Origin of the sequence: Streptomyces sp. NPDC057543, from assembly GCF_042801895.1 — a bacterium.
In the GTDB taxonomy this organism is placed as follows: Bacteria; Actinomycetota; Actinomycetes; order Streptomycetales; family Streptomycetaceae; genus Streptomyces.
Map to the genome: position 1 here is coordinate 1 of NZ_JBHVFF010000160.1, position 19,784 is coordinate 19,784.

Sequence of the window (19,784 nt, forward strand, 5' to 3'; positions counted from 1 at the left end):
CCGGGCGGCCTGCTGTGGACGGATGCCGAGGTGTACGTCGAGGACAGCGGGCAGCCGCGTCTGCGAGTCCGCGGCACGGTCGCCGCGCGCGCGGCCGAGCTGGGCGTACGGCACTGGCACGTGTCGCTCAGTCACGACGCGGGGGTGGCGTCGGCCGTGGTGATCGCGGAGGGTTGAGCACATGCGTACCGCGTACAGCGTTCAGACCGTACGGGCCGCCGAGCGGGCCCTGATGGCCCGGCTGCCGGACGGCGCCCTGATGCAGCGTGCCGCGGCGGGACTCGCGGCGGCGTGCGCCGATGTCCTGCGGCGGCGCGGCCGGGTGTACGGGGCCCGGGTCGTCCTGCTCGTCGGCAGCGGCGACAACGGGGGCGACGCGCTGTACGCGGGCGCCCGGCTGGCCCGTCGCGGCGCGGGCGTGCGCGCCGTGCTCACCTCGCCCGGCCGCGCGCACGAGGGCGGGCTCGCGGCGCTGCTCGCGGCGGGCGGGAGCGTGGCGGGCGGGGACGGCGACACGACCGGGGACAGCGATATGGCCGGGGACGCGTTCGCGGCCGCCTGGGACGGGCACGTCGATCTCGTCGTGGACGGGATCACCGGCATCGGCGGGCGCGGCGGGCTGCGTCCGGAGGCCGCCGCGCTGGTGCGGGCCTTCGAGGCGACCGGCGCGGCCTTTGTCGCAGTCGACCTGCCGAGCGGCGTCGAGGCGGACACCGGCGAGGTGCTCGGCGACGCGGTGCGGGCCGACGCGACCGTCACTTTCGGCACGTACAAGCCCGGACTGCTCATCGACCCGGCCGCCGGCCTGGCGGGCGCGCTGCACCTCGTCGACATCGGGCTCGGCCCGGAGCTGCCCGACGTGCCCGGCATGGAGGCGCTGCAGTACGCGGACCTCGCCGCGCTCCTGCCGGTGCCCGGCAGCGAGAGCGACAAGTACCGGCGCGGTGTCGTGGGCATCGTCGCCGGGTCGGCGCGGTATCCGGGGGCGGCGGTGCTGGCCGTTTCCGGGGCGCTGCGGGGCGGTGCCGGAGCGGTGCGGTACGTCGGTCCGGGCGCCGGCGCGGTGATCGCACGCCATCCGGAGACGCTGGTCCACGCGGGGCCGCCGTCGAAGGCGGGGCGGGTGCAGGCCTGGGTCGTGGGGCCGGGGCTCGGTGACGGTGCGGACGCCGTGGAGGCGGTCCGTGACGTGCTGGAGACGGACGTTCCGGCGCTCGTCGACGCCGACGGGCTGCGGCTGCTCGACGCCACCGCCGTACGCGCGCGCACCGCCCCGACCCTTCTCACCCCGCACGCCGGTGAGGCCGCCGCCCTGCTCGGTGTCCCGCGCGAGGAGGTCGAGGCGGGGCGGCTCGCCGCCGTACGGGAACTGGCCGCCCGCTTCCGCGCCACGGTCCTGCTCAAGGGGTCGACGACCCTGGTCGCCACCGACGCCGGATCCACCCCCGTACGGGTCAACCCGACCGGCACCTCCTGGCTGGCCACGGCCGGCAGCGGCGATGTCCTCTCCGGCCTGACCGGCTCGCTGCTGGCGGCGGGCCTCGCCCCGCGCGACGCCGCGTCGGCCGGCGCGTATCTGCACGGCCTGGCCGCCCGGCACGCCTCGGACGGCGCCCCCGTCGCCGCGCAGGACGTCGCGGAGGCGATCCCGGCGGCGTGGCGGGACGTACGGGCCTGAGTGATCCTGGGCGCAGACGGACGCCGACAGGAGGGTCGATCGTGGGTACCAGCAAGGGCAGCAGCGATGTACGCGTACGCCGGGTGTACGACCCGAAGGAGGCCGACGACGGCACCCGCGTCCTCGTCGACCGGCTCTGGCCGCGCGGCGAGTCCAAGGAGCGGGCCGCGATCGACAAGTGGCTCAAGGACATCACCCCGTCGAACGAGCTCCGCGACTGGTACCACGAGGACCGCTCCGGCACCCGCTACGACGAGTTCGCCGACCGCTACCGCGCCGAACTGGCCGACCCCGTCCACACCGCGGCCGTCGACGAACTGGTGGAACTGGTCCGTGAGGGAGGCCCGGTCACGCTGGTCACGGCGGTCAAGGACGTACCGCACAGCCATGTCCCGGTCCTCGTCGACCATCTGGAACACGAGCTGCGCCACCACTGAGGTGTACGAGCGTGGGCCGGCGGGTCCCCTCGACGGGGGGCCTCTTCCGACCCGCCGCCCGAGGGGTTTGCCGTACGCCTCTGAGACACTGGGCGCGATGAATGAGACACCGTCCTTGAGAGCCCGTGCCGAGATCGACCTCGCCGCATTGCGCGCCAACGTGCGTGTACTGCGCGCGCGGGCGGGTGGCGCGCAACTCATGGCCGTCGTCAAAGCCGATGCGTACGGGCACGGGGCGGTGCCCTGCGCCCGCGCCGCGCTGGAGGCCGGGGCGACCTGGCTGGGCACCGCGACGCCGCAGGAGGCGCTCGCCCTGCGGGCGGCCGGGCTCGGCGGCCGGGTGATGTGCTGGCTGTGGACGCCGGGCGGGCCCTGGCGCGAGGCGATCGAGGCCGACATCGATGTGTCGGTGAGCGGGATGTGGGCCCTGGGCGAGGTCGTCGCCGCGGCCACGGAGGCCGGCATTCCGGCCCGTATCCAGCTCAAGGCCGACACCGGCCTCGGGCGCAACGGCTGCCAGCCCGCGGACTGGCCCGAGCTCGTCGCCGCCGCCCGCACCGCCGAGCAGGCGGGCACCGTCAGGATCACCGGCCTCTGGTCCCACTTCGCCTGCGCCGACGAACCGGGCCACCCCTCCATCGCCGCCCAGCTGAACGCCTTCCGCGACATGGTCGCGTACGCGGAGAAGGAGGGCGTCGACCCCGAGGTGCGCCACATGGCGAACTCCCCGGCGACGCTGACGATCCCCGAGGCGCACTTCGACCTCGTACGGACCGGTATCGCGATGTACGGCATCTCGCCCAGCCCCGAGCTGGGCACCCCGGCCGACTTCGGGCTGCGCCCCGTCATGACGCTCAGCGCGTCGATCGCCCTGGTCAAGCAGGTGCCGGCCGGTCACGGGATCAGCTACGGACACCACTACACGACCTCCACCGAGACCACGCTGGGCCTGGTGCCGCTCGGCTACGCGGACGGCATCCCGCGCCATGCCTCCGGCCGCGCCCACGTCCTCGTCGGCGGCGTCTGGCGGCGGATCGCGGGCCGGGTGGCCATGGACCAGTTCGTCGTCGACCTCGACGGGGACCGGATCGAGGTGGGCGGCGAGGCGGTGCTCTTCGGCCCGGGGGACCGGGGCGAGCCGAGCGCCGAGGACTGGGCGCAGGCCGCCGACACGATCGCGTACGAGATCGTCACCCGGATCGGCAGCCGTGTGCCCCGCGTCCATCTGCATGCGACCCCGGCCGAGTCCTGACCGAACAAGCGCCCCTGACCAGGCACGATCTGAGCACGACCGGAACAGACCGGCCCTGACCTGACGGACACGACCGACGAGGAGCGCCGCACGGTGAGCGAGATCAGCGCGGGGGACGCGGTGACGACGGCCGCCACGGCGGTCGGCTGGCGCCGGGCGGGGATCGCCGGAGCCGCCATAGGCGTGATCGCGGCGGGCGCGGCCGCCGGTGTCGCCGTCGAGCGGCTGACCGTGGGCCGCGGCATGCGCAGGCGGGCCAGGCTGGCGCTGGACGCCTCGGGACCGTACGGCTCACTGCGCGGGCTGCCGGGCCGGGCGAACGCCGACGACGGCACCGAGCTGTACTACGAGGTCGACGAGGTCGACCCCGACGGCGGTACGGGGGCCGCCGGGAGCGGTGCGACCGCTCCCGGTACCGCCGGCACGCGTCGCCGCAGGCTCTTCGGCCGCAAGGCGCCCGCGCCCGTCACCGTCGTCTTCAGCCACGGGTACTGCCTCAGCCAGGACTCCTGGCACTTCCAGCGGGCGGCGCTGCGCGGACTGGTCCGCACCGTCCACTGGGACCAGCGCAGCCACGGCCGCTCCGAGCGGGGCCGGGCCCAGGCGGACGGGGTGACGGTGGGCATCGACCAACTCGGCCGTGACCTGAAGGCGGTCATCGACGCGGCGGCCCCCGAGGGCAGGCTGGTGCTGGTCGGGCACTCGATGGGCGGCATGACGATGATGGCGCTCGCCGAGCAGTACCCCCAGCTCGTCCGGGACCGGGTCGCCGCCATCGCCCTCATCGGCACGTCGAGCGGGAAGCTCGGCGAGGTCAGCTTCGGGCTGCCGGTCGCGGGCGTGAACGCGGTGCGGCGGGTGTTGCCCGGGGTGCTCAAGGCGCTCGGTTCCCAGGCCGAACTGGTGGAACGCGGCCGGCGGGCGACCGCCGATCTCTTCGCCGGGTTGATCAAGCGGTACTCGTTCGGTTCGCGGGATGTCGACCCGGCGGTCGAGCGATTCGCCGAGCGGCTCATCGAATCCACCCCGATCGATGTGGTCGCCGAGTTCTACCCGGCCTTCACCGAGCACGACAAGAGCCACGTCGTGCCCGCGTTCCGTGACGTCCCGGTGCTGATCCTGGCGGGCGACAAGGACCTGGTGACGCCCAGCTCGCACAGCGAGGCCATGGCGGACCAGCTCCCGGAGGCGGAGCTGGTCATCGTCCCGGACGCCGGTCACCTGGTGATGCTGGAACACCCGGAGACGGTGACCGACCGGCTGGCGGACCTGCTGGTACGGATCGGGGCGGTGCCCGCCGCGACCGACGTCGGCGGGCAGGGAAGTAACGTTGGCGGACATGGAAGCACCGCACAACAGCCTGGCGGCTGAGGCCGACGCGGGCGCCGCGCCGGGCACCGTCACCGTGAACCTGGCCGTCGAGTCCCCCGAACAGATGCAGGCCCTCGGCCGCCGGATCGCCACTGTCCTGCGCCCCGGCGACCTCGTGATGCTCTCGGGGGAGCTCGGCGCCGGGAAGACGACGCTGACCCGGGGGCTCGGCGAGGGCCTCGGGGTGCGCGGCGCCGTCACGTCCCCCACGTTCGTGATCGCCCGCGTCCACCCCTCGCTGACCGGCGGCCCCGCGCTGGTCCACGTCGACGCGTACCGGCTGGGCGGCGGGCTCGACGAGATGGAGGACCTGGACCTCGACGTGTCGCTGCCGGAGTCGGTGGTGGTCGTGGAGTGGGGCGACGGCAAGGTCGAGGAGCTGTCCGAGGACCGGCTGCACGTGGTGATCCACCGCGCGGTCGGCGACACGGACGACGAACGGCGCTCGGTGACGTTGGTCGGCGTCGGGGCGCGCTGGGCGCAACTGGGCGAGGACGTGGCCACCGAACTGCCGGGGCAGGCGTCCCAGTAGGGGGCCGTCGTGCGCGCTCAGTAGGGTGAACCTGTTCGGCACTGACCACGGGGGACACGCGCATGGAACACCTACGCCAGGACGACCCGGCCCGGATCGGGCCGTACGTCCCCCTGGCCCGGCTGGACGAGAGGGACGGCGGACACCCCGTCCCCGACCGCCGCTACATCGCGCGCAGCGCCGACGGCGAACGCACCGTCCTCGTCTGCGTCCCGCGTGCCGCCGCCGACCCGTCGCGCTGGGCCGAGGAGGTGCGGCACGCGCGCCGGTCGTCCGTCCCGCGCTTCCTGCCGGTTTCGGACGCGGCGGAGGCTGCAGGCGGGCAGGTGCCGGACGGTGTGGGCCCGACTCCCTGGTACGCGGCGCCCTACACCCCCGCGCTTGTGCTGCCCGCCGCCCTCGCGGCGCACGGCGGGCCGCTTCCGGAGCGGTTCGTACGGGCTTGGGGCGCAGCCCTGGCGCATTCGCTCGCGGCCGCCCACGCGCAGGGCGTGACGCATGCCGGAGTGAGCCCGTCCGCTGTCCTGCTGATGGCCGACGGGCCCTGGCTCGCGGGTTTCGGAGCGGTACGGGCCGCAGGGCCGGACGGGCTGAGGCGCCCGGACCTCGCGGGACTTGAGCCTGCCGCTCTCGCTCCGGAGCAGCTGTCCGGCGGCCTGCCGCGCCCCCTCGGGGACGTGTACGGCCTGGGGACGGTGCTCTCGTACGCGAGCACCGGTCAGGTCGTTCCCGAGAACGGGGAACTGCCCGCCGCCCTGCGCTCCGTGATCACCGCCTGCCTGGCCCGTGACCCGGCCGCCCGCCCGACGGCGGCCCGGGTGGCGGCGGAGCTGACGCGGGGTACGGGCGCGGCACCGGCATCAGCGACGTCGCGGGTGCTGCCCGCGTCGCAGGCCCCGCATGCTTCGCCCGCGCCGCAGGCCCCGTCCGCCCCGCAGGCCACGGTGCTGGACGGGGTCTTTCCCGTGCCGCTTCCGCCCCGGGTCCTCGCGGAGCTCGCCCGGCACTCGGCTGCCGTTCTCGCCGCCGAGCTGCCCGGTCCGCCGATACCGGCCGTGCCGGTCGGCCCGGTCGCCCGCAACGGGCGGGGCTGACGGCCGGTGCTCGCTCCTCTCAGCCACGACGATCCGCAGGACCTCGGCGGCTACCACCCGGTCGCCCGGCTCGGCAGCGGCGGCATGGGCACCGTCTACCTGGCCCGCTCGGACCGCGGTCGCACCGTCGCCCTCAAAACGATGCACGCCCGCATCGCGTCCGACCCCGTCGCCCGCACCCGCTTCCGGCTCGAAGTCGAGGCCGCCCGGGTCATCGGCCCCGTCCACGGCGCCCGGGTCTTCGCCGCCGACCCCGCGGCCGCCACGCCCTGGCTGGCGACCGAGTACGTTCTCGGGCCGCCGCTGGACGAGGCGCTCGATCTGGCCGGTCCCCTCCCGGAGCCCGCCGTCCGGGCCCTGGGCGCCCTGCTGTGCCGGGCCCTGACACAGCTGCACCTCTCGGGCGTCGTCCACCGCGACCTCAAGCCCTCCAACATCATGCTCATGGTGGACGGCCCCAAGGTCATCGACTTCGGCATCGCCCGTGCCATCGGGGACGAGCGACTGACCCGTACCGGAGCCGCCGCGGGTACGCCCGCGTTCATGTCTCCCGAACAGGCCACCGGCCAGGACCACACCGCGGCCGGTGACGTCTTCGCGCTCGCCGGTGTGCTCACCCGGGCGGCGAGCGGACACGGCCCCTTCGGCTCGGGACAGCCCGCGGACCTCCTCTACCGGGTCCGCTACGCCGCCCCGGACCTCACCGGCGTACCGGAGGGCCTGCTCCCGATCCTGGCCTGCTGCCTGAGCAAGGACCCCGCCGAACGTCCCACCACCACGGCACTCGCGGCCGCGCTCGCCCCGCCCCCGGGCGCCTTCGCCGAGCACCTCCCCGAATCATTGCTCCTGGAGATCGCACGCCGCGCGGCAGCGGTCTGGGCCGTCGCTCCGTACCGCCTGCCGCCCCCGGCGGACCACGCTCTCGCCGACACCGCGTCCGACGGCCCCCGCCGCCGCGGCCTGTCCCGTCGCGGGCTGCTCACCCTGGGCGGCGGCACCTTGCTCGGCGGGGGCGCGGTCGCGGCGGGACTCCGGTACCTGCCGGGCCGGGACGACCCTGCTCCGGGCAAGAGCGCCCCGCCCGCCAGGAGGCCCGCCTGGGACATGCGCTGGCAGGTGAAGGCGGACTACGGGGTCACCCCCCGGGTGCCGCCCGTGCCGCTCCTGCTGGAGGAACTGGTCGTCGTGTCGGTCAGCGCCAGTTCGCTCCAGGCCCTGGACCCGGTGTCGGGCGCGGGACGCTGGACGGACCCCGACGTGTGCCGCCCGCACCAGGTCACCACGGACGGCAAGCAGATCTACGCCATCGAGTACCCCTTCGAGGAGACCGACCCGCTCACCCTGTGCACCGTGGGCCTGGCCGACGGAAAGCTCACCACACCCTTCGCCCGGCTCCCGGACCTGGAAGGGCGCCATCTGGAGAACCAAATGCTCGGTGTCTCGGGCGGAACCGTGTACGTCGTGGGCGGCCACGGGCGCTATTCGACCGAGGGATTCCGCAAGGACCAGACCTGGTCCCTGCTGGCCGTCGACAGCCGTACGGGGGACGTCCGCTGGACCCGGCCGCTGCCGGCGCGGCCGGACGGGTCCGAGCGGCTGCACTTCCTGACCGCGCAGGTCCGGGGCACGTACCTGGTCCTCGTCCAGCAGTCCGCGGCGGGTCGGCTGACGCTGGCCGTCCTCGACACACGTACCGGACGGCGGCTGTGGGACACCCCGCTCGACGGGGAGCAGCACGCGTTCACCCGGGCCCGGCTCGCGGTGGACGACCAGCACGTGTACACCGCGTCCGGAGGTCTGCGCGCGCTCCGGCTGGCCGACGGCGGACCGGCGTGGCGGTTCACGCAGGGCCGCTCCGGGGCCGCGTACAGCCCGCCGACGGTGGACGGCGAGGTGGTCTACGTGGTGGAGGAGGGCCGGGGCGTCGTCTCGGTCGGCGCCTCGGACGGGAAGCTGCGCTGGGCGGAGAAGGGCCGGGCCGACACCGGGACGGTCCTCGACGTGGCACCCGCCGTGGGCGTCGACTACGTCTACAGCGCCGCAACGTCCGGGTTGACCGCCACTCGGCTGCGAACCGGTGTTTCGTCCCGCCCCTTCAGGGCCGCGCCCGGGAGCTACTACCCCCACGAGGCCTCCAAGGCGCTCATCGCGCTCGGCGACGCGTACGCCGCCGGTTACCCCCTGCTGTGAACTCACGGAAAGCGCTGTGGAAATGAAGCCCCTGGAATCCGGCGATCCGATCCGGCTCGGCCCGTACCACCTGCGCGGCGTCCTGGGCGAGGGCGGCATGGGCAAGGTGTATGTGGGACAGGACGCGCAGGGGCGCGCCGCCGCGGTGAAGGTCCTGCACCCCCATCTGGCGCACGACACCCACCTCGCGCAGCGGTTCGTCCGTGAGGCGCAGATGGCGCAGGCCGTCACCGGCGAGGGCGTGGCCCGGGTCCTGGAGGCCCGGACCGAGGGCGGACGGCCCTGGATCGCCACCGAGTTCCTCGTCGGCCCGACCCTCGACGAGGCGGTCCGCGCCCACGGCCCGCTCGAAGAGCCCGCCACCCGGGCCCTCGCCGTGGCGCTGGCACGGGCGCTGACGGTCATTCATGCGGCGGGACTCGTCCACCGCGACCTGAAACCCGCCAACATTGTGCTCACCTCGGCGGGCCCCCGGATCATCGACTTCGGTATCGCCCGGCCCGAGCACGGGTTCACCCTGACGGTGACCGGACAAGTCCCGGTGACACCTGGTTACGGTGCCCCCGAGCAGGTGCTGGGCCGGCGGGTCGGCCCGCCCGCCGATGTCTTCTCGCTCGGTGCGGTGCTCGTGTACGCGTCGAGCGGGCGGCGCGCGTACGAGGGCGAGCACGTCGCCGCCGTGCAGTACGAGGTCGTTCACGGCGAACCGCGGCTGGACCAGGTCCCGGCCGCGCTCCGGCCGCTCATCGCTCCCTGTCTGGCCAAGGAGCCCGCGCACCGGCCCGCGCCCGAGCAAATGGCCGGCGTCTTCGCCCCGCCCCGGGGTGCCGAACGGGTCTGGCGGCAGGGACCGCTCGCGCGGGATGTCACGGCGCGCGAGCGCAGCCTGCACCAGCTCACCACCGTGTCCGCCGCGGACCGTGGCAGCGGCGGTTCCGTCTCCCGCCGCCGTCTGCTGACCGCGTTCGCGGTCGGCGGGGCGGTGGTGGCGGCGGGTGGTGGGGCGGTGTGGTGGAACGCGCGGAAGGACGGCGCGGGGCCGTTCGATATCCCGCCCGCGGTGCAGACGCCTACGGCCCGCGCGCTGTCCGCGGAGCGGGGCGACTACGTCCACGGCCAGACGCCCGAGCCGCTGTGGAGCGTGGCCTCGGCGCTCGCGGAGCAGACCCCGGCGCCCCTGCCGGTACGCGATGTGATCGTCGCCGGTGGTGCCGCCGGAGGCCTCGTGGCACGCAGCGTCGTGGACGGTTCGGTGGCGTGGAAGGCGCCCGGGGTGGCGGCGAGCCGCCGATACGTGTCGCTCTCGGACCGGCTGGTGGCGGCGGCCGACGGCGACGGGGTGCTGCGTACCTTCGTCGCCTCCACGGGTGAACCGAAGTGGACGGCGGACGCGGATGTGGCCTGCGTCCTGGCCGCGGACGACGAGGCGGTGTACGTGGTCACGGGGGATGGCCGGGTGCGGAGCATCGGCTGGTCCGACGCCAAGGTGCGCTGGACCGTCGCGGCCGGAACCGGTCTCACCACGGAGTCCGGGGCGCGCGGGGTTGCCGCGCGGGGGCGCCTGGTGGTGGCAGGGGACCGTGACGTCGTCGCGTTCGCCATCGGCGACGGCCACAAGGTGTGGGCGCGCGAAGCGCAGTCCGTGAAGCGGCCCGGTCTCGCCGTCGCGGGGAAGACCGTCGTGGTGAGCGGCTCCCGGCTGGCCGCGCTGGACCTCGGCGACGGCAAGGAGCGCTGGGTCGCGGACAGCCCGGAGGAGGTGTCCGGGGTCCCCGTCTCGTGGGGCCCTCCCACGGTCCACGGCCCCCATGTGTTCGCGGCCGTCCTCGGCTACCCCCGGCGTCTGGGCATCGCTGACGGGAAACCGAGCGACTGGCCGTACGAGGGCCTCTTCCGGTGCGACCCGCCGAGCCCGCTCGTCGTCGCGGGCGACGGTCTCTGGTCGGTGGCCGTCAACAAGTCGGTGGGCGGGGTGAACGTCCTCGACCTGGTCCGCCAGCGCGAGCCGTGGGTCTTCCGGCTCATCAAGCACCCCGACCGCTACTGGCTCGCGGCCGACGGCGGGCGGGTCTTCCTGCTGGACGGTGCCTCGCTCACCGCGCTGCCGGTCTTCTGAAGAGCTCGTTCGAGTGCGGATTCGACTGTCCGGCACTCTTTCCGACAAGTCGTCGGTAAATGCTTGCGCAGGGCGCGGCGGTCGTGGTCACATGGATGGGAGAACTGGTTAGGTGTACCTAACCAGGACCTCCACCGGAGTTCCAGGAGGCATCCATGCCGACGCCCGAGCGTGACCCGCAGCCGCAGCCGCCGTCCGCCCTGTCGATGAAGGATCTGCTGGCCTCGTGCGCCGCCGCCACGGCGGTGTCCACGCCACCGGCCGAGCCGGTCGAGGAAGAGCCGGACGGGCTGCCGTCGCGGCGCGACGCGGCCTAGCCCGCGCAACGTGTCCCGCTACGGGACGACGACGACCTGCGTACCCACCAACGCGAAGTCCCACATCGCGTCCCCGTCGGCCCGGGACATCCGTACGCCGCCGGTCTTCAGTGACGGGTCCGGGCTCTTCATCGAGCCGTCCAGTGCCGCGCTGAACCCCACGGCCACGCCGTCCACCGTCGCGAACCGCACCACGTGCTCGATCATCACGCCGTCCGAGCCCTTGGTCGCGGCTCCCGAGCGCGGTGTGACCACCTTGTACGTCCCGGGCTGCGGATTCAGGGCGCTCGGCATGACGTCGAAGCTCCTGGTCACCTCTCCGGCCGCGTCGACGAGCCACACGTGGCGGTCGGCCAGGGCGTACACGACCCGTGTTCCGGTGCCGGAGCTGGCCGGGAGTGCGGCCAGTGGCTTCTTTTCCTTGGGCTTGTCGTGGCCGACGGCGGGTGCGCTGCTGGAAGCCTTCGGCTTGGGGGCGGCGACGGAGTCGGGGGCGTTCGCCGATGCCTGGTAGGCCAGGAAACCGACCGCGGCGAGAGCCGCCGCAGTGAGCCCGGCCACGATTCCCGAGCTGCCCCTTGCCACCGTGCGCGCCCCTTTCGCTCTGTATGTCGTACAAGCGTTTAGCGATTACGTCGTACTCGCGTGCGTTCTCGGTGACGGTAGCAGCCGGGGCCGGTCGTACCGGGACGCCGTACGGGACGCCGTGCCCCCGTCGGAGGAGCCGTAGGCTGTTTGCGTGCTCTTGCTCGCCGTGGATACCGCCACCCCCGCCGTCACCGTCGCCCTTCACGACGGAACCTCCGTCGTCGCCGAGTCCGGCCGGATCGACGCCCGAAGGCACGGGGAGCTGCTGCTGCCCGCCGTCGACCGGGTCCTCGCCGAGGCCGGGGTGAAACTCGACGCCGTGACGGACGTGGTCGTGGGCGTCGGCCCCGGCCCCTACACCGGGCTGCGGGTCGGCCTGGTCACGGCCGCGACCTTCGGCTCCGCCCTCTCCGTGCCCGTGCACGGGGTCTGCACCCTGGACGGTCTCGCGTACGCCGCCGGGCAGGCCGGCCTGGAGGGACCGTTCGCCGTCGCGACGGACGCCCGCCGCAAGGAGGTCTACTGGGCGCGCTACGAGGACTGCCGTACGCGTTTCACGGAGCCCGCCGTAGACCGGCCCGCCGACATCGCCGAGCAGCTCGCCTCAGTCCCCGTCGTCGGGGCGGGCGCGGTGCTCTACCCCGAGGCGTTCCCGGACGCCCGGGGCCCCGAGCACGTCAGCGCCGGTGCGCTGGCCGCCCTCGCCGCCGAGCGGCTCGCGGCGGGCGCGGAACTGCTGCCGCCGCGGCCGCTCTACCTGCGCAGGCCCGACGCCCAGGTCCCGAAGAACTACAAGGTGGTCACCCCGAAGTGACGAGCACGACTGCCGTACTGCGCGAGATGCGCTGGTGGGACATCGATCCGGTGCTGGCCCTCGAACACGAGCTGTTCCCGGACGACGCCTGGTCGGCCGGCATGTTCTGGTCCGAGCTGGCGCACGCCCGTGGCCCGCGGGCCACCCGCCGCTACGTCGTCGCCGAGGACCTCGCCACCGGCCGGATCGTCGGCTACGCCGGGCTCGCCGCGGCCGGTGAGCTCGCCGACGTACAGACGATCGGTGTCACCCGTGACCACTGGGGCGGCGGCCTCGGCTCCGAACTCCTCACCGATCTGCTGAAGCACGCCACGGCCTTCGAGTGCTCCGAGGTGCTCCTCGAAGTCCGTGTCGACAACACCCGGGCGCAGAAGCTGTACGAACGCTTCGGCTTCGAACCGATCGGCTTCCGCCGCGGCTACTACCAGCCCGGCAACATCGACGCACTCGTCATGCGCCTGACGGTGCAAGAGCCCGCACAAGAGACAGAGACTGACTGATGGCTGACGAACCGCTCGTACTCGGCATCGAGACCTCCTGCGACGAGACCGGCGTCGGCATCGTCCGCGGTACGACGCTGCTGGCCGACGCCGTCGCGTCCAGCGTCGACACGCACGCCCGCTTCGGCGGCGTCGTGCCGGAGATCGCCTCCCGCGCGCACCTGGAGGCGATGGTCCCCACCATCGAGCGCGCCCTGAAGGAGGCCGGGATCAGCGCCCGCGACCTCGACGGCATCTCCGTCACCGCCGGTCCCGGGCTCGCGGGCGCGCTGCTCGTCGGCGTCTCCGCGGCGAAGGCGTACGCGTACGCGCTGAACAAGCCGCTCTACGGGGTGAACCACCTCGCCTCGCACATCTGCGTCGACCAGCTGGAGCACGGCCCGCTGCCCGAACCGACCATGGCGCTGCTGGTCAGCGGCGGCCACTCCTCGCTGCTCCTCGCGCCGGACATCACCAACGACGTACGGCCGCTCGGCGCGACCATCGACGACGCGGCGGGCGAGGCCTTCGACAAGATCGCCCGGGTGCTGGACCTCGGCTTCCCCGGTGGCCCGGTCATCGACCGGCTGGCGAAGGAGGGCGACCCGAAGGCGATCGCGTTCCCGCGTGGACTGAGCGGCTCGCGCGATCCCGCGTACGACTTCTCCTTCTCCGGCCTGAAGACGTCCGTCGCCCGCTGGATCGAGGCGAAGCGGGCCGCGGGCGAGGACGTGCCGGTACGGGACGTGGCGGCGTCCTTCCAGGAGGCCGTGGTGGATGTGCTCACCCGTAAGGCCGTCCGGGCCTGCAAGGACGAGGGCGTCGACCACCTGATGATCGGCGGCGGTGTCGCGGCCAACTCGCGGCTGCGGGCACTGGCCGAGGAGCGGTGCGAGCGGGCCGGCATCCGGCTGCGGGTGCCGCGGCCGGGGCTGTGCACGGACAACGGGGCGATGGTCGCCGCGCTGGGCGCGGAGATGGTCGCCCGGAACAGGCCGGCCTCCGACCTGGAGCTGTCCGCGGACTCGTCGCTGCCGGTGACCGACCCCCACGTCCCCGGTGCCGACGCGCACGACCACGATCACGTGCACGAGATCAGCAAGGACAACCTCTACTCATGAGCGGCACGAGCGGTACGACCGTCGCACTGATGTGGGAGGCCCGCGCCACCGCCGGCCGGGGCCCCGAACTCCTGGAGTGGGCCCGGGCCCGAGCGGCCGAGCTGGCCCGCGAACCGCTGCGACGCGAGCTGCTGCGCGCCCCGCAGGACCGGGTCCTGGTCCTCACCTGGTGGGAAGGGGAGTACGGCGACGAGCTGCCCGAACTCCCCGAGCCGGACCCGGAGCTGATCACCCGCCCGGTGCACCGGTGGCGCTTCGAGTCGCTGGGGGCCGTCGAGTTCCCCGGCTGATCAGCCCTCGGCGATCGCGCGGGTTCCCCGGCTCATCAGCCCTCGGTGATCGCGCGGGTTCCCCGGCCATCGCGACAGCCCCAGTGGCCTGCTCGTCGGCCGCTCCGGTGGCCGCCCCGGAAGATTCTCAGAAGAATTCCGGTGGAGCTGTCGATCCGGCCGTCTCCCGTTCGACGCAAGGGTGAGAGGCGGGGAAGGACCCCGCCCTCCCGACCGAGGAGTCACCATGCCCCGCTTCATGTCGCTGATCCGCATCGATGAGCAGAACCTCCCCGACGAGAACCCGGGCCCCGAGTTCGAGAAGCGCATGGGAGCCCTCTTCGAGGAGATCACCAAGGCCGGAGTCATGCTGGAGACGGCCGGGCTCACCCCGACCTCGCAGGGGACCAGGGTCACCTGGTCCGGCGGCAAGCTCAGCTACACCGACGGCCCGTTCACCGAGACCAAGGAGGTCGTCGGCGGCTACGCCATCCTCCAGGCCAAGGACAAGGCGGAGGCCCTGGAGTGGACCAAGCGGTTCCTGCAGATCCACCCGGCGAACTGGACCGTCACCTCCGAGGTCCGCCAGATCGACGAGGCCCCGAGCATCTGACCGGCCCCGCTTGCCGCGTTCCCGCCCGGCTGCTCTGATGAGTGACCGTGACGGCAGTAAGCGCGAGGTCGGCGGTCGAAGCGGTCTTCAGGATCGAGTCCGCGCGGATCATCGCAGGTGTCGCCCGCATCGTGCGGGACGTGGGCATCGCCGAGGAACTCGCGCAGGACGCCCTGGTGGCCGCGCTGGAACAGTGGCCGGAGTCAGGTGTCCCGGACCGGCCGGGCGCCTGGCTCATGGCCACCGCCAGACACCGCGCGATCGATCTCGTGCGCCGCAAGGAGACGTACGCGCGCAAGCTCGCCGAGGTGGGACGGGCTCTGGCGGACGTGCCGCCGCTCGAGCCGCCGGAAACGGACGACATCGACGACGACCTGCTCCGGCTGATCTTCACCGCCTGCCACCCGGTGCTTTCCACCGCGGCCCGGATCGCGCTCACCCTGCGGCTGCTCGGCGGGCTCACCACGGAGGAGATCGCCCGCGCGTTCCTGGCCCCCGAACCGACCGTCGCCCAGCGCATCGTCCGGGCGAAACGGGCCCTGGGCCGGGAGGGCGTCCCCTTCGAGGTGCCGTACGGACCCGAGCGCGCGGCCCGCCTCGACTCCGTGCTCGAAGTCATCTACCTGATCTTCAACGAGGGGTACGCGGCGACCGCCGGTGACGACTGGCTGCGCCCTGCGCTGTGCGAGGACGCGCTGCGGCTGGCCCGGGTCCTCGCGGGCCTGATGGAGCGGGAGCCCGAGGTCCACGGCCTGGTCGCGCTGCTGGAGCTCCAGGCCTCGCGCACCGCCGCCAGGACCGGGCCGGACGGTGCGCCGGTGCTCCTCGCCGACCAGAACCGGGCCCGCTGGGACCACCTGCTGATCCGGCGCGGCGTCGCGGCCCTGGAACGGGCCGTGGCGGCGACGGAGGAGGGCGCCGGACTCGGCCCGTACACCGTGCAGGCCGCGATCGCCGCGTGCCACGCCCGGGCGGTGACGTACGAGGACACGGACTGGGCCACCATCGCCTCCCTCTACGCCCGCCTCGCCGCGATCGCGCCGTCCCCGGTCGTCGAGCTGAACCGGGCGGTGGCGGTCTCGATGGCGCGGGGTCCGGCGGCCGGTCTCGCCCTCGTCGACGCGCTGGCCGGCGACCCGGCGCTCAAGGACTACCACCTGCTGCCCAGCGTTCGCGGGGATCTGCTGGCCAGGCTGGGACGTACGGACGAGGCGCGGGCGGAGTTCGTACGGGCGGCGGGACTGACTCGCAACGAACGGGAGCGCGCGCTGCTCCTGGACCGCGCGGCAGGTGCGGACCGCGTCGGCCGATGAGCTCCGGACGTCGGCCCACGGCACCGTCATGTCGGTACCGGACCGGACGGCATGGTCGCGACGGTCCACGGCACGGTCCCGTCGGCCCACGGCACGGTCCCGTCGGCCTACGGCACGGTCGCGTCGGCCTACGGCACGGTCGCGTCGGCCCACGGCACGGTCGCGTCGGCCTACGGCACGGCCACGCCCATCGACTCGGCCGCCATCGCCTTCGGCGCGCCCTTCTCGTAGAACTCGTCGAGGTCGACGATCGTGAACCCCGCAGCCGTCAGCATCTCGGCTACCGGCCGGGTCAGGCGGCACCCGGCGAAGAGCCGTCGCTCCAGCGGATCGAGACGGCGTTGCCAGCGGCGTACGTTCTCGTCCTCCTCCGGCGCCAGACCGTGCTCCAGGAAGTGCAGGGTCGCACCGGGTTTGAGGACCCGGCGCACCTCGCGCAGCGCCGCGTCGGCGTCGGGGATGGTGCACAGTGCCCATGTCGACAGGGCGCCGTCGAAGGTGTTGTCCTCGAACGGCAGGTACTGACTGTCCAGGCAGGCGCGCCGCACCAGCGTGTGCCCCGCGTCGATCCGGTCACGCGCCAGCTTCCAGCCGAGATCGGACGGCTCGACCGCGGCCACTTCGGTGACGGCGTCCGGGTAGAACGGAACGTTGTGTCCGGAACCGAACCCGATCTCGATGATCTCGCCGTACAGGCCCTCGCAGACCCGGCGCCGCAACGGTTCGACCTGCTTCATTCCGCCGACGGCATCGGCGATCCGGGGCACGATACGTTCGGCATAGAACCCCATCGCGAACCTCCGTGTGTCCCTTTCCAGCATGGCACCGCGGCGGCCCCCGCGCACCGTGCCGCCCGCCGGCGAGGGCGCGCGGTCGGTAGGGTCTGGCCCATGTTTCGCCGCGCACAACTGCCGCCGCCGCCACCGCCCGTGGAAATACGTTCCTGGCCCGACCGTGAGGCGTTGCTCGCCGACCGGGCCGTGGTGCTCGGGGAGTTGGTGAGGACGCATGTGTCACCGGGACGACTGGTGACGCTGTGGCTGTGGGGAGCGCTCTGTGCGCTGGGCTGGTCGCTGGTGGGCGCGGCGCTCATCACGTTCGAGGAGACGTACGACATCTTCAGCGCCCTCCTCGCCGTGATCCTCGTCGGCATGGGCGCCTGCTGCGCGGTGCCGGCGATCGTTTTCGTCGTCATCGGCCTGCGTCGCGACCTCGAGGTGCGCCGACTGCTCTACGCCTGGGGCCAGTTGGACCGGGATCCGGTACGGGACGCGCGGTTGCGGATGCCGGGCGTCAGCCTCGTCTGGCTGCTGATGTCCTTCACGCTGTGCGCGCTCGGACTGTACGCGTGCATCGCCGTCCCCGCGACCGCCGAGGCGGCCCGGGACAGTTTCGGGCTGGTCGCCCTGGTCACCGGACTCGGGATGACCGGCTGGATCACCGGGCTGATCGGCATCACCAAGGCCTTCGCGCACCGCCGTTGGGTGCTGCGGGTGCTGATCGGGGCGCCCGCTCCGGAGCCGCTGTTCTCCGTCGGGGGCGGCGCGCACCGCTGAGTCGGGACCTATCCTGACCGGTACATGAGTCGCACAGGGGGTGGAGTGTCACATGGAGTGGTACTGGTGGGTGCTCATCATCTTCTGGACGGGCGGATTCGGGTGGGCCGTCGACAACGTCCGTACCGCGCTGCGCAACCGGCACACCCGCAAGCTGGAGCTGCTGGAGGCGGCCAAGGAGGAGCGGCTCGCCGTCGAAGCGGCCCACCGTCCGCCGGAGCCGGTCTGCGGCTGCACGCACCATCTCGCCAAGCACGACAAGCAGGGCAAGTGCCATGAGCGGGTCGAGGTGCCGACGGCCTGGGACGAGTCGAAGAAGCCGGTCCGCTTCGAGTCGGGCCAGTGCAACTGCCAGCAGTACGTGGGCCCTCAGCCGCTCTCGCAGGTGTACGCCGAGGATCTGACCGACCTGGCCTGAGACCGACCGGCAATTGGCGGGCGGCCCCCAGAATTGCTGGTCGGTCTAAGGGCTGTCCCGTCATCCCTGGTGGATCAGCGCGCGGCGTCAGATGCGGTGCATCGCAAGGCGGAGGGGCGCTCGCATGCTGGCTGTATTCGGGCGTTCCGACAACGCGGCGAGGTGCCGTAGCTGTCGTCGTGCGCCCGCCAGGGATTACGGGGCAGCCCTTAGGACGTCTCCGGTCGCACGGGGCGACCGATCAGCATCGTCGGGGCTCCGGCCACCCGGGTCAGGAAGACCGTCGCGGCGTTCGGCCCCTGGAGCTTCATCCTGCGGCGCAGCTCCTCCGGTTCGACGGCCGAGCCACGCTTCTTCACCGTCAGGACGCCGACCTTCCGCTCCCGCAGCAGCGCCTTCAGCTTCTTCATGTTGAACGGCAGCCGGTCGGTGATCTCGTACCCGGTGGTGTACGGGGAGTCGTACGGCTCGTCGCTCGTGACGTACGCGATGGTCTCGTCGATCAGGCGGCCGTCGCACCGCGCCACGATGTCGGCGACCAGATGGGCGCGGATGACGGCGCCGTCCGGCTCGTACAGATAGCGGCCGACCGCGCCGACGGGCGGGGCGGGCAGCGGGGCCGCGGACCACAGGGTGGCGCGGGCCGGGAGCACGGTGGCGCGGTACGAACCGGGCGCGAAGCCCTCGCCGAACCAGAGCACCGCCTCCTTCACGTCGCCGCCGTCCGAGATCCACTCGGCCTCCGACCGTGCCGGGATGGCCTCGTGCGGGATGCCGGGGGCGATCTTCAGTGCGGCGCGGGGGGCGTCGAGTGCGGCGCCGGTCGCCCAGGAGAGCGGCGGTGAGTACGCCTCGGGGTCGAAGATCCTTCCCCGGCCGCCGCGCCGGGCCGGGTCGACGAAGACCGCGTCGTACGGCGAGGTGTCGATCTCGGTGACATCGGCGCACCGCACCTCGATCAGACCGTCCAGGCCGAGCGCGACGGCGTTGGCGCGGGCCACCTCGGCGGTCAGCGGGTCGCGGTCCACGGCGAGGACGGAGATGCCCGCCCGCGCGAGCGCGATCGCGTCGCCGCCGATCCCGCAACAGAGGTCGGCGACGCGCCGCACCCCGCCCGCGGCCACGAAACGCCGCGCGCGATGGGTGGCCACCGATGTGCGGGTCGCCTGCTCGACGCCGTTCGGCGTGAAGAACATCCGGTACGCGTCCTCGGCGCCGAATTTCGCCACCGCCCGCTGGCGCAGCCGCGCCTGCCCCAGCGCCGCCGAGACCAGGGGGGCCGGGTGGTCGCGGCGCAGCCGGGTGGCGGTGGCGAGTTCCTGGGCGGGGTCGTACGACCGCAGCTCGTCCAGGAGCGCCGCGCCCTCGGGGGTGCGCAGGGCCATGAAGGAGGCGAGGGGGGAGTCGAGAGCGTTCACCCGCCCCATTGTGAGCCAGCCGGGTTGACCGGTGGACCGGGCGGCGGTGTCGGGCGGGGGCGCCTGTCCCCTGCTGGCAGGATGCGACGCCATGCATCTTGTGCGACAAAAGGAAGAATTAACCGTGAATCGGAGCGAATCGGGTGCGCGCGAATCCGGGCACGGACGGGCCGCCGGCGGGCGCCGGCCCGCCTGTGCGGTCCTGGCC

Annotated in this window: 20 protein-coding genes and 1 pseudogene; 18 read left to right on the plus strand and 3 right to left on the minus strand. The window is 73.4% G+C overall.

The annotated features are described in order from the left end of the window. The 10 genes and pseudogenes from ACFU8Q_RS24755 to ACFU8Q_RS24800 all read left to right on the plus strand — a co-directional run. Window positions 1–177 (plus strand): annotated as a pseudogene (locus tag ACFU8Q_RS24755) (holo-ACP synthase); the annotation flags it as partial. 4 nt (window positions 178–181) lie between these two features. Beyond that, window positions 182–1,678 (plus strand): NAD(P)H-hydrate dehydratase, encoded by a 1,497-nt coding sequence (locus ACFU8Q_RS24760; RefSeq protein WP_384457527.1) that lies wholly within the window; start codon window positions 182–184, stop codon window positions 1,676–1,678. A gap of 41 nt (window positions 1,679–1,719) precedes the next feature. Continuing rightward, complete coding sequence (locus tag ACFU8Q_RS24765) at window positions 1,720–2,115, plus strand: DUF488 domain-containing protein (RefSeq protein WP_384457529.1); 396 nt, start codon at window positions 1,720–1,722, stop codon at window positions 2,113–2,115. Between the two features lie 97 nt (window positions 2,116–2,212). Further along, entirely contained in the window at window positions 2,213–3,367 is a 1,155-nt protein-coding gene (gene alr, locus ACFU8Q_RS24770; RefSeq protein WP_384457531.1) for an alanine racemase, read from the plus strand. A gap of 93 nt (window positions 3,368–3,460) precedes the next feature. Then, window positions 3,461–4,738 (plus strand): alpha/beta fold hydrolase, encoded by a 1,278-nt coding sequence (locus ACFU8Q_RS24775; protein ID WP_384457533.1) that lies wholly within the window; start codon window positions 3,461–3,463, stop codon window positions 4,736–4,738. After that, on the plus strand, window positions 4,707–5,270 hold the full coding sequence (gene tsaE, locus ACFU8Q_RS24780; protein WP_384457535.1) for a tRNA (adenosine(37)-N6)-threonylcarbamoyltransferase complex ATPase subunit type 1 TsaE: 564 nt from the start codon (window positions 4,707–4,709) through the stop codon (window positions 5,268–5,270). The genes ACFU8Q_RS24775 and tsaE overlap by 32 nt, the downstream gene beginning before the upstream one ends. 62 nt (window positions 5,271–5,332) lie before the next feature. Next, complete coding sequence (locus ACFU8Q_RS24785) at window positions 5,333–6,364, plus strand: serine/threonine protein kinase (protein ID WP_384457537.1); 1,032 nt, start codon at window positions 5,333–5,335, stop codon at window positions 6,362–6,364. Window positions 6,365–6,370: 6 nt separating this feature from the next. Then, a complete protein-coding gene (locus ACFU8Q_RS24790; protein ID WP_384457539.1) occupies window positions 6,371–8,554 on the plus strand; it encodes a PQQ-binding-like beta-propeller repeat protein in 2,184 nt (727 codons plus the stop codon). A gap of 22 nt (window positions 8,555–8,576) precedes the next feature. After that, window positions 8,577–10,670: a protein kinase gene (locus ACFU8Q_RS24795; protein ID WP_384457562.1), complete on the plus strand. Its 2,094-nt coding sequence runs from the start codon at window positions 8,577–8,579 to the stop codon at window positions 10,668–10,670. Window positions 10,671–10,825: 155 nt separating this feature from the next. Beyond that, entirely contained in the window at window positions 10,826–10,987 is a 162-nt protein-coding gene (locus ACFU8Q_RS24800; protein ID WP_384457541.1) for a hypothetical protein, read from the plus strand. A gap of 18 nt (window positions 10,988–11,005) precedes the next feature. On the opposite strand, the gene ACFU8Q_RS24805 is transcribed toward ACFU8Q_RS24800, so the two are convergent. After that, entirely contained in the window at window positions 11,006–11,572 is a 567-nt protein-coding gene (locus tag ACFU8Q_RS24805; protein WP_384457543.1) for a hypothetical protein, read from the minus strand. Window positions 11,573–11,726: 154 nt separating this feature from the next. Here ACFU8Q_RS24805 and tsaB point away from each other — a divergent pair, with 154 nt between their 5' ends. The 6 genes from tsaB to ACFU8Q_RS24835 all read left to right on the plus strand — a co-directional run bounded on the left by tsaB (window position 11,727) and on the right by ACFU8Q_RS24835 (window position 16,184). Next, window positions 11,727–12,389 (plus strand): tRNA (adenosine(37)-N6)-threonylcarbamoyltransferase complex dimerization subunit type 1 TsaB, encoded by a 663-nt coding sequence (tsaB, locus tag ACFU8Q_RS24810; RefSeq protein WP_384457545.1) that lies wholly within the window; start codon window positions 11,727–11,729, stop codon window positions 12,387–12,389. Next, window positions 12,386–12,889 carry a ribosomal protein S18-alanine N-acetyltransferase gene (rimI, locus tag ACFU8Q_RS24815; protein WP_384457546.1) on the plus strand — a complete coding sequence of 168 codons (504 nt, stop codon included), beginning with the start codon at window positions 12,386–12,388 and terminating at the stop codon, window positions 12,887–12,889. Before tsaB ends, rimI begins: the two co-directional genes overlap by 4 nt. After that, window positions 12,889–13,989: a tRNA (adenosine(37)-N6)-threonylcarbamoyltransferase complex transferase subunit TsaD gene (tsaD, locus tag ACFU8Q_RS24820; RefSeq protein ID WP_384457548.1), complete on the plus strand. Its 1,101-nt coding sequence runs from the start codon at window positions 12,889–12,891 to the stop codon at window positions 13,987–13,989. The genes rimI and tsaD overlap by 1 nt, the downstream gene beginning before the upstream one ends. Continuing rightward, on the plus strand, window positions 13,986–14,279 hold the full coding sequence (locus ACFU8Q_RS24825) for a hypothetical protein (RefSeq protein ID WP_384457550.1): 294 nt from the start codon (window positions 13,986–13,988) through the stop codon (window positions 14,277–14,279). The genes tsaD and ACFU8Q_RS24825 overlap by 4 nt, the downstream gene beginning before the upstream one ends. Before the next feature lie 226 nt (window positions 14,280–14,505). Next, window positions 14,506–14,871, plus strand: coding sequence for a YciI family protein (locus ACFU8Q_RS24830; protein ID WP_384457552.1), 366 nt, complete (start codon window positions 14,506–14,508; stop codon window positions 14,869–14,871). A gap of 41 nt (window positions 14,872–14,912) precedes the next feature. Next, window positions 14,913–16,184 (plus strand): RNA polymerase sigma factor, encoded by a 1,272-nt coding sequence (locus tag ACFU8Q_RS24835; protein WP_384457554.1) that lies wholly within the window; start codon window positions 14,913–14,915, stop codon window positions 16,182–16,184. Between the two features lie 170 nt (window positions 16,185–16,354). Here ACFU8Q_RS24835 and ACFU8Q_RS24840 read toward each other — a convergent pair whose 3' ends face one another. Further along, on the minus strand, window positions 16,355–16,975 hold the full coding sequence (locus tag ACFU8Q_RS24840) for a class I SAM-dependent methyltransferase (RefSeq protein WP_384457556.1): 621 nt from the start codon (window positions 16,973–16,975) through the stop codon (window positions 16,355–16,357). A gap of 99 nt (window positions 16,976–17,074) precedes the next feature. Between ACFU8Q_RS24840 and ACFU8Q_RS24845 the strand changes: the two genes are divergently transcribed. Both ACFU8Q_RS24845 and ACFU8Q_RS24850 read left to right on the plus strand, forming a co-directional pair. Beyond that, window positions 17,075–17,740 carry a hypothetical protein gene (locus ACFU8Q_RS24845; protein ID WP_384457558.1) on the plus strand — a complete coding sequence of 222 codons (666 nt, stop codon included), beginning with the start codon at window positions 17,075–17,077 and terminating at the stop codon, window positions 17,738–17,740. A gap of 52 nt (window positions 17,741–17,792) precedes the next feature. Then, entirely contained in the window at window positions 17,793–18,158 is a 366-nt protein-coding gene (locus ACFU8Q_RS24850) for a hypothetical protein (RefSeq protein ID WP_384457560.1), read from the plus strand. 209 nt (window positions 18,159–18,367) lie between these two features. Here ACFU8Q_RS24850 and ACFU8Q_RS24855 read toward each other — a convergent pair whose 3' ends face one another. Continuing rightward, the gene (locus ACFU8Q_RS24855) at window positions 18,368–19,585 is read right to left on the minus strand and encodes a methyltransferase domain-containing protein (protein ID WP_384457564.1); all 1,218 of its coding nucleotides are present in this window, start codon (window positions 19,583–19,585) and stop codon (window positions 18,368–18,370) included. Between the last annotated feature and the right edge of the window lie 199 nt (window positions 19,586–19,784).

What these genes read in the sequence shown, in the direction of transcription:
- ACFU8Q_RS24855 (WP_384457564.1), bottom strand. Translation starts at nt 19,585, where the DNA reads ATGGGGCGGGTGAACGCTCTCGACTCCCCCCTCGCCTCCTTCATGGCC.
- ACFU8Q_RS24800 (WP_384457541.1), top strand. Translation starts at nt 10,826, where the DNA reads ATGCCGACGCCCGAGCGTGACCCGCAGCCGCAGCCGCCGTCCGCCCTG.
- tsaE (WP_384457535.1), top strand. Translation starts at nt 4,707, where the DNA reads ATGGAAGCACCGCACAACAGCCTGGCGGCTGAGGCCGACGCGGGCGCC.
- ACFU8Q_RS24850 (WP_384457560.1), top strand. Translation starts at nt 17,793, where the DNA reads ATGGAGTGGTACTGGTGGGTGCTCATCATCTTCTGGACGGGCGGATTC.
- ACFU8Q_RS24785 (WP_384457537.1), top strand. Translation starts at nt 5,333, where the DNA reads ATGGAACACCTACGCCAGGACGACCCGGCCCGGATCGGGCCGTACGTC.
- ACFU8Q_RS24760 (WP_384457527.1), top strand. Translation starts at nt 182, where the DNA reads ATGCGTACCGCGTACAGCGTTCAGACCGTACGGGCCGCCGAGCGGGCC.
- ACFU8Q_RS24830 (WP_384457552.1), top strand. Translation starts at nt 14,506, where the DNA reads ATGCCCCGCTTCATGTCGCTGATCCGCATCGATGAGCAGAACCTCCCC.
- ACFU8Q_RS24825 (WP_384457550.1), top strand. Translation starts at nt 13,986, where the DNA reads ATGAGCGGCACGAGCGGTACGACCGTCGCACTGATGTGGGAGGCCCGC.
- ACFU8Q_RS24840 (WP_384457556.1), bottom strand. Translation starts at nt 16,975, where the DNA reads ATGGGGTTCTATGCCGAACGTATCGTGCCCCGGATCGCCGATGCCGTC.
- tsaD (WP_384457548.1), top strand. Translation starts at nt 12,889, where the DNA reads ATGGCTGACGAACCGCTCGTACTCGGCATCGAGACCTCCTGCGACGAG.
- alr (WP_384457531.1), top strand. Translation starts at nt 2,213, where the DNA reads ATGAATGAGACACCGTCCTTGAGAGCCCGTGCCGAGATCGACCTCGCC.
- ACFU8Q_RS24845 (WP_384457558.1), top strand. Translation starts at nt 17,075, where the DNA reads ATGTTTCGCCGCGCACAACTGCCGCCGCCGCCACCGCCCGTGGAAATA.
- ACFU8Q_RS24795 (WP_384457562.1), top strand. Translation starts at nt 8,577, where the DNA reads ATGAAGCCCCTGGAATCCGGCGATCCGATCCGGCTCGGCCCGTACCAC.